This is a genomic window from Mesorhizobium sp. M7A.F.Ca.CA.004.04.2.1, assembly GCF_004022825.1.
In the GTDB taxonomy this organism is placed as follows: domain Bacteria; phylum Pseudomonadota; class Alphaproteobacteria; order Rhizobiales; family Rhizobiaceae; genus Mesorhizobium.
The window spans coordinates 1-6,511 of the sequence record NZ_RZPH01000247.1; the positions used below are offsets into that span (position 1 = coordinate 1).

Consider the following 6,511-nt stretch of genomic DNA (forward strand, 5'->3'; position numbering starts at 1 on the left):
CCATGCACTGCAGCAGGATTTCGATCGATTCCTGGCCGTAGTCGCGTTCGTTCTCGGGCTTGTAGAGATAATAGGCCTCGTCGATGAAAAGCACGCCGCCCATGGCACGCTTGATCACCTCGCGGGTCTTGGGCGCGGTGTGGCCCACATACTGGCCGACGAGATCGTCGCGCGTCACGGCGACCATGTGGCCTTCGCGGACATAGCCCAGACGATGCAGGATTTCGGCCATCCTCAGCGCCACGGTGGTCTTTCCGGTGCCGGGATTTCCCGTAAAGTTCATGTGCAGCGTCGGGGCGCCCGAAGTCAGCCCGAACTTGCGGCGAAGCCGGTCGACCAGGAGGAGAGCGGCGATCTCGCGGATGCGGGTCTTGACCGGCTTCAGGCCAACGAGTTCACGGTCGAGCTTGTCCATGACCTCGTCGATGTTGGACGCCTCGAACTCGGCCTGCAGATCAACCGTCGCGTCCTGTGCGGCAGCGTCCTTGGTCATCGCGTTCAGCATGGTTCGGCTAGCTCCGCTCGCCCTCGGGCCTGTCGGTCGCATAAGGCACGATCGAATAACCCTGACTGCGGCCGTCGCGCTCCTGGCGCAGCAGCCGGAACCCGGGTTCGCTGGGCGGCCGGTTGACAATGAACGACATGCGCGGCGCTTCCCAGCCCTTGGTCGAATCGAAGGCGGTTACCCGCACATACATGTTCGGACACGCTTTCCGGCAAGCGTTGACCTCGAGCAGTATGCCCGCCGGATCTTTCAAGTCGAACATCGGGTTGCCGTACATTTCCCAATAGGTATTTCGCGGATGCGGATCGTCCGTGTACTCGACGCTGACCGCCCAATGGTTCTTCAGCGCGTATTTGATCTGCGCCGAAATCTGCTCGTCGGTCAGGTCGGGCAGGAACGAGAACTGCCCCTGTGTGACCTTGTTTCCCGGATTGGTCATCATGACGACGGTTCCTTTCGTCTAGAAGCTGGGCGTTGCGGTTGGCACGAAGTCGGCCGTGTCGGTCGATTCGTAGTTGAAGGTGACGTCCTTCCAGGTCTCCAGGGCAGCCTTCAGCGGCGTGCACCATCTGGCCGCCTGTTCGAGGATCTTGGTTCCTTCGCGCAAATAATCGCGCCCCTCGTTGCGGGCCAGGATCATCGCTTCCAAGGCGACGCGATTGGCCGTCGCGCCTGCCTGGATGCCGTCCGGATGGCCGATCGTGCCACCGCCGAACTGCAGGATGACATCCTCGCCGAGATAGTGGATCAACTGGTGCATCTGGCCGGCATGGATGCCGCCCGAGGCGACGGGCATCACCTTGTTGAGCGAGGCCCATTCCTGATCGAAGAACAGCCCGGTTTCGAGGTTCTGCGGCGTGCGCTCCTCGCGCAGCGTGTCATAAAATCCCTTGATCATGAGCGGGTCGCCTTCCAGCTTGCCGACCACCGTGCCGGCATGGATGTGGTCGACGCCGGCCATGCGCATCCATTTGCAGATGACGCGGAAATTCATGCCGTGGTTCTTCTGGCGCGAATAGGTCGAGTTGCCGGCACGGTGCAGGTGCAGGATCATGTCGTTGCGGCGCGCCCACTTGGCCATCGACTGGATCGCCGTGTAGCCGATGACGAGGTCGATCATGACGATGCAGGAGCCAAGCTGCTTGGCGAATTCGGCGCGCTCGTACATCTCCTCCATCGTGCCGGCGGTGACGTTGAGATAATGTCCTTTGACCTCGCCGGTGGCGGCCGACGCCTTGTTCACGGCCTCCATGCAGTAGAGGAAGCGGTCGCGCCAGTGCATGAAGGGCTGCGAGTTAATGTTCTCGTCGTCCTTGACGAAGTCGAGGCCGCCCTTCAGCGCTTCGTAAACGACGCGCCCGTAATTGCGTCCCGACAGGCCGAGCTTCGGCTTCGTCGTCGCGCCGAGCAGCGGCCGGCCGAACTTGTCGAGCCGCTCACGCTCCACCACGATACCGGTCGCCGGCCCCTGGAAGGTTTTGAGGTACGCCACCGGGATACGCATGTCTTCCAGCCGCAGCGCCTTGACTGCCTTGAAGCCGAACACATTGCCGATGATCGATGCGGTCAGATTGGCGATCGAGCCCGGCTCGAACAGGTCGAGGTCGTAGGCGATGTAGGCGAAGTACTGTTGCTCGGTCTTGGTTCCGGGACCGGTGTTCGGCACCGGCTCGGATCTGAACGCCTTGGCGCGATAGAGCTCGCAGGCCGTCAGTCGGTCGGTCCACACCACGGTCCACGTCGCGGTGGAGGATTCACCGGCGATGGCCGCCGCCGCCTCCTCGTGGTCGACGCCCGGCTGCGGCGTGATCCGGAACATGGCGATCAGATCGGTCTCCTTGGGCCTGTAGTCCGGCTCCCAGTAGCCCATCTTCTTGTAGGGGATGACCCCTGACTTGTAGCGTTCCTTGCCTTCCTTGAGCGTTCCCGCTGGCAGTATGTCGATCTTGTTCATGACAGGTCTCCTGTTTGTTGCTCAGGCGGCTTTCGCGGTGGCGATATGGGGATCGAGCTTTCCCGCGGCGTAACGTTTCGCCATCTCGTCCATGGCGATGACCTTGATCTTCGAGGCGTTGGACGCCGTACCGAAACGCTCGAACCGGTCCCGGCAAAGGTCGCGCAAGGCATCCATGGCTGGCTTCAGGAATTTACGGGGATCGAACTCGCGCGGGTCTTCCGTCGCGACGCGGCGGAACTGCCCGGCCATGGCCATGCGGCAATCGGTGTCGATGTTGACCTTGCGCACGCCGTAGCGGATGCCGCGCTCTATCTCCTCGACCGGAACGCCAAAGGTCTGGGGCATCTCGCCGCCGTATCTGTTGATAATGTCCTGCAACTCCTGCGGCACCGAGGAAGAGCCGTGCATGACCAGATGCGTGTTGGGCAGCTTTTCGTGGATCGCCTCGATCACCTGCATGGCCAGGATGTCGCCGTCCGGCTTGCGGGTGAATTTGTAGGCGCCGTGCGAGGTGCCGCAGGCGATCGCCAGCGCGTCGACCTGGGTTGCGGTCACAAAGTCGACCGCCTGATCGGGATCGGTCAATAACTGGTCGTGGGAAAGCGCGCCTTCGGCGCCGTGGCCATCCTCTGCCTCGCTTTGACCGGTTTCCAGCGAGCCGAGCACACCCAGTTCGCCTTCGACGGAAGCACCGACCCAATGCGCCATGCGTGCGACGCGTTCGGTTATGGCGACGTTGTAGTCGTAGCTGGCCGGCGTCTTGGCGTCCGCCATCAAGGATCCGTCCATCATCACCGAGGTGAAGCCGTGGCGGATCGCGGAAAGGCAGGTGGCCTCGCTGTTGCCGTGGTCTTGATGGATGCATAGCGGGATGGTCGGGTGGATTTCGGTCAGCGCCTCCATCATCTTGGCCAGCATGATGTCGTTGGCATAGGATCGGGCGCCACGCGAAGCCTGGATGATGACAGGCGCGTCGCAGGCCTTGGCCGCTTCCATGATGGCGAGGCCCTGTTCCATGTTGTTGATGTTGAATGCCGGTACGCCGTAGCCGTGCTCGGCGGCATGGTCGAGAAGCTGGCGAAGGGTGATGCGAGCCATTGTGAATCCTCCTAGATGATGAGCTTCAGCGCCGCTGCAGCAACCGCTTCGGACGTTATGTTGAAATGCCGGTAGAGGTCGGGGGCAGGGGCGCTGGCGCCGAAGCCGGTCATGCCGACGAAAGCGCCGGTCTCGCCGATCCAGCGGTCCCAGCCCAGCCGGGCTGCCGCTTCGACCGCGACGCGCGGCGCCGAGCCGAGGACGGCCTTGCGGGTGGCGCTGTCCTGCTCCTCGAAAAGCTCCCAGCACGGCATCGACACGACGGCGGCGGCGGCGCCATGCTCGGTCTCCAGCCTTTCGGCGGCAGCAACCGCGATCTCGACTTCCGAGCCGGTGGCGATCAGGGTGACGGCGCGGTGCTTTGCCGGCTCGCGCAGGATGTAAGCGCCCTGGCAGGAGCGGTTCTCGTCGCTGTGCGACCGACGCAGCATCGGCAGGTTCTGGCGCGACAGCACCAGGACGCTCGGCCGGTCCTTGCTCTTTAGCGCGAGTTCCCAGCACTCCGCCGTTTCGATGACATCCGCCGGGCGGAAGACGTTGAGATTAGGCGTGGCACGCAGCATCGCAAGGTGCTCGACCGGCTGGTGCGTCGGGCCGTCCTCGCCGAGGCCGATGGAATCGTGTGTCATCACATAGATGACGCGCTGGCCCATGAGCGCCGAGAGCCGCATCGCGCCGCGCGCATAATCGGCGAAGCACAGGAACGTACCGCCATAGGGCACGAAACCGCCATGCAGCGCGATGCCGTTCATGGCGGCCGCCATGCCGTGCTCACGAATGCCGTAGTGAATGTAGCGGCCGGCATAGTCACCCGGTGCAATGCGGTTCATGCCCTTGGTGATCGTCAGATTCGAATGCGTCAGATCGGCCGAGCCGCCGACGGTCAACTCCGTTGCGCCGTTGATGACCTCCAGCGCCATTTCGGAGGCTTTTCGCGTCGCCACCTTGGTTGCCTTCTCGATATGTTCGCGACGAAAGGCGTCGAGCGCTTCGAAGACCGTATCAGGCAGTTCGGCGGCGACAGCGTTTTCAAAAGCCTCGCGCCGCGGCGAGGCGGCAAGCCGCTGCTCCCAGGCGCGCCGCATCGCTTCGCCGCGACCGGCAATCTCGCGCCAGGCGAAAAGGATATCATCCGGCACATCGAACGGTGCGTGCGCCCAGCCGATGTTTTCGCGTGTCGCGGCGATCTCTGCTTCACCCAGCGGTGCGCCGTGCGTCTTCTCCGAACCGCCGAGATTGGGGGCACCCATGCCGATCACTGTGCGGCAGGCAATCAGCGATGGCCGATCCGACCGCCGCGCCGCCTCGATTGCCGCGGCGACTGCCTCCATGTCGTGGCCGGCGACACTTTGGACATCCCAGCCGGCGGCCTTGAAGCGCGCCGGCTGGTCCATCGACGTGGAGAGGGAGGTCGGCCCGTCAATGGAAATCGCATTGTCGTCCCAGAAGACGATCAGGCGGGAAAGCTTCAGGTGACCAGCGAGGTCTATTGCCTCGTGACTGATTCCCTCCTGAAGGCAGCCGTCGCCCGCAATGACATAGGTATGATGATCGACCAGATCGGCACCGTGGCGGGCGGCAAGCATGCGTTCCGCCAGCGCCATGCCGACCGCCGTGGAAATGCCCTGTCCCAGCGGTCCGGTGGTGGTCTCCACGCCAAGCGCATGGCCATATTCCGGATGTCCGGCGGTGCGGCTGCCCAACTGCCGAAATCGCTGCAATTCCTCGATCTGCATGTCTTCATAGCCGAGCAGATGATGCAGCGCGTATTGCAGCATCGAGCCGTGGCCGGCTGAAAGCACGAAACGGTCACGGTCGGGCCAGTCCGGCCTCGACGGATCGATATTGATGAAGCGGTTGAACAGCACCGTTGCGACGTCGGCCATGCCCATCGGCATGCCAGGGTGACCCGAATTCGCCTTTTGGACGCTGTCCATCGCCAGCGCGCGAATGGCGTTCGCCATGTCGCGCTCCGAGACGGGAGCGGTTGTGGTGACGGGCTTCAGTGCTGTTTGGCTGGTCATTGCATCCTCCTCACGACACACGGCTCTTGCGTTCAATCAATTGCAGGATGAGCGGCGTCAGGATCAGTTGCATGGCAAGATCGAGCTTGTTGCCTGGCACCACTATGGAATTTGGCCGCGACATGAACGAGTCGTGGATCATCGACAGCAGATACGGAAAATCGATGCCGCGCGGATTGGCGAAGCGGATAACCAGCATCGATTCGTCGGGCGTCGGGATCCAGCGCGCGATGAACGGGTTGGACGTGTCGACGATCGGCACGCGCTGGAAGTTGATGGCGGTCTGCGAGAATTGCGGGACGATGTAGCGGACATAGTCGGGCATCCGGCGCAGGATCACGTCCATCACCGCCTCGGTGGAATAGCCGCGTGTCGAACGGTCGCGATGGATCTTCTGGATCCATTCGAGATTGATGACCGGCACGACCCCTATCTTGAGATCCGCATGCTTGGCCAAATTGATCGTGTCGGTGACGACACAGCCGTGCAGCCCCTCGTAGAAGAGCAGGTCGCTGGGAGCGAATTCGCGCCATTCGGTAAAGGTTCCCGGTGGCGTGCCGTGCTGCTTTTCCTCTTCCTCATCGTGAATGTAGGTGCGGGTCTTGCCGGTTCCGCGGCGGCCATATTCCGCGAACACCTCTTCGAGAATTCCGAGTTCGTTGGCCGCGGCATTGAAATGGGTGAAGTTCGGGTTGCCGGCCTTTTCCTCCTCGGCCACCTTTGCCTTCATCGCCGCGCGATCGTAGCGGTGGAAGGCGTCGCCTTCGATGAAAGCGGCCTCGATGTTCTCGCGCCGGAAAATCAGATCGAAGATGCGCTTGACCGAGGTCGTGCCGGCGCCCGACGACCCGGTGATGGTGATGATGGGGTGCTTGGCTGACATGGTGCTGCTCAGGCTCTGAACAGGCCGCGGCGGCTGAACAGCGG

6 protein-coding genes are annotated in these 6,511 nt (G+C 62.8%); all 6 read right to left on the reverse strand.

Annotation, left to right across the window (positions count from 1 at the left end):
* Positions 1 to 505 (reverse strand): AAA family ATPase (locus tag EN893_RS13500; protein WP_128361587.1); only part of this gene is annotated, 505 nt, incomplete at its 3' end.
* A 7-nt stretch (positions 506 to 512) separates the two neighbouring features.
* Positions 513 to 947, reverse strand: a complete 435-nt coding sequence (locus EN893_RS13505; protein WP_013532057.1) for a ribulose bisphosphate carboxylase small subunit — start codon at positions 945 to 947, stop codon at positions 513 to 515.
* Positions 948 to 965: 18 nt separating this feature from the next.
* Positions 966 to 2,459, reverse strand: coding sequence for a ribulose-bisphosphate carboxylase large subunit (locus tag EN893_RS13510; protein ID WP_013532056.1), 1,494 nt, complete (start codon positions 2,457 to 2,459; stop codon positions 966 to 968).
* 21 nt (positions 2,460 to 2,480) lie between these two features.
* A complete protein-coding gene (gene fba / locus EN893_RS13515) occupies positions 2,481 to 3,560 on the reverse strand; it encodes a class II fructose-bisphosphate aldolase (protein ID WP_127267899.1) in 1,080 nt (359 codons plus the stop codon).
* 11 nt (positions 3,561 to 3,571) lie between these two features.
* The gene (tkt, locus tag EN893_RS13520) at positions 3,572 to 5,584 is read right to left on the reverse strand and encodes a transketolase (protein ID WP_127267900.1); all 2,013 of its coding nucleotides are present in this window, start codon (positions 5,582 to 5,584) and stop codon (positions 3,572 to 3,574) included.
* Between the two features lie 10 nt (positions 5,585 to 5,594).
* The gene (locus tag EN893_RS13525; protein ID WP_027036917.1) at positions 5,595 to 6,467 is read right to left on the reverse strand and encodes a phosphoribulokinase; all 873 of its coding nucleotides are present in this window, start codon (positions 6,465 to 6,467) and stop codon (positions 5,595 to 5,597) included.
* Positions 6,468 to 6,511: the final 44 nt, after the last annotated feature.

What these genes read in the sequence shown, in the direction of transcription:
- tkt (WP_127267900.1), bottom strand. Translation starts at nt 5,584, where the DNA reads ATGACCAGCCAAACAGCACTGAAGCCCGTCACCACAACCGCTCCCGTC.
- EN893_RS13525 (WP_027036917.1), bottom strand. Translation starts at nt 6,467, where the DNA reads ATGTCAGCCAAGCACCCCATCATCACCATCACCGGGTCGTCGGGCGCC.
- fba (WP_127267899.1), bottom strand. Translation starts at nt 3,560, where the DNA reads ATGGCTCGCATCACCCTTCGCCAGCTTCTCGACCATGCCGCCGAGCAC.
- EN893_RS13505 (WP_013532057.1), bottom strand. Translation starts at nt 947, where the DNA reads ATGATGACCAATCCGGGAAACAAGGTCACACAGGGGCAGTTCTCGTTC.
- EN893_RS13510 (WP_013532056.1), bottom strand. Translation starts at nt 2,459, where the DNA reads ATGAACAAGATCGACATACTGCCAGCGGGAACGCTCAAGGAAGGCAAG.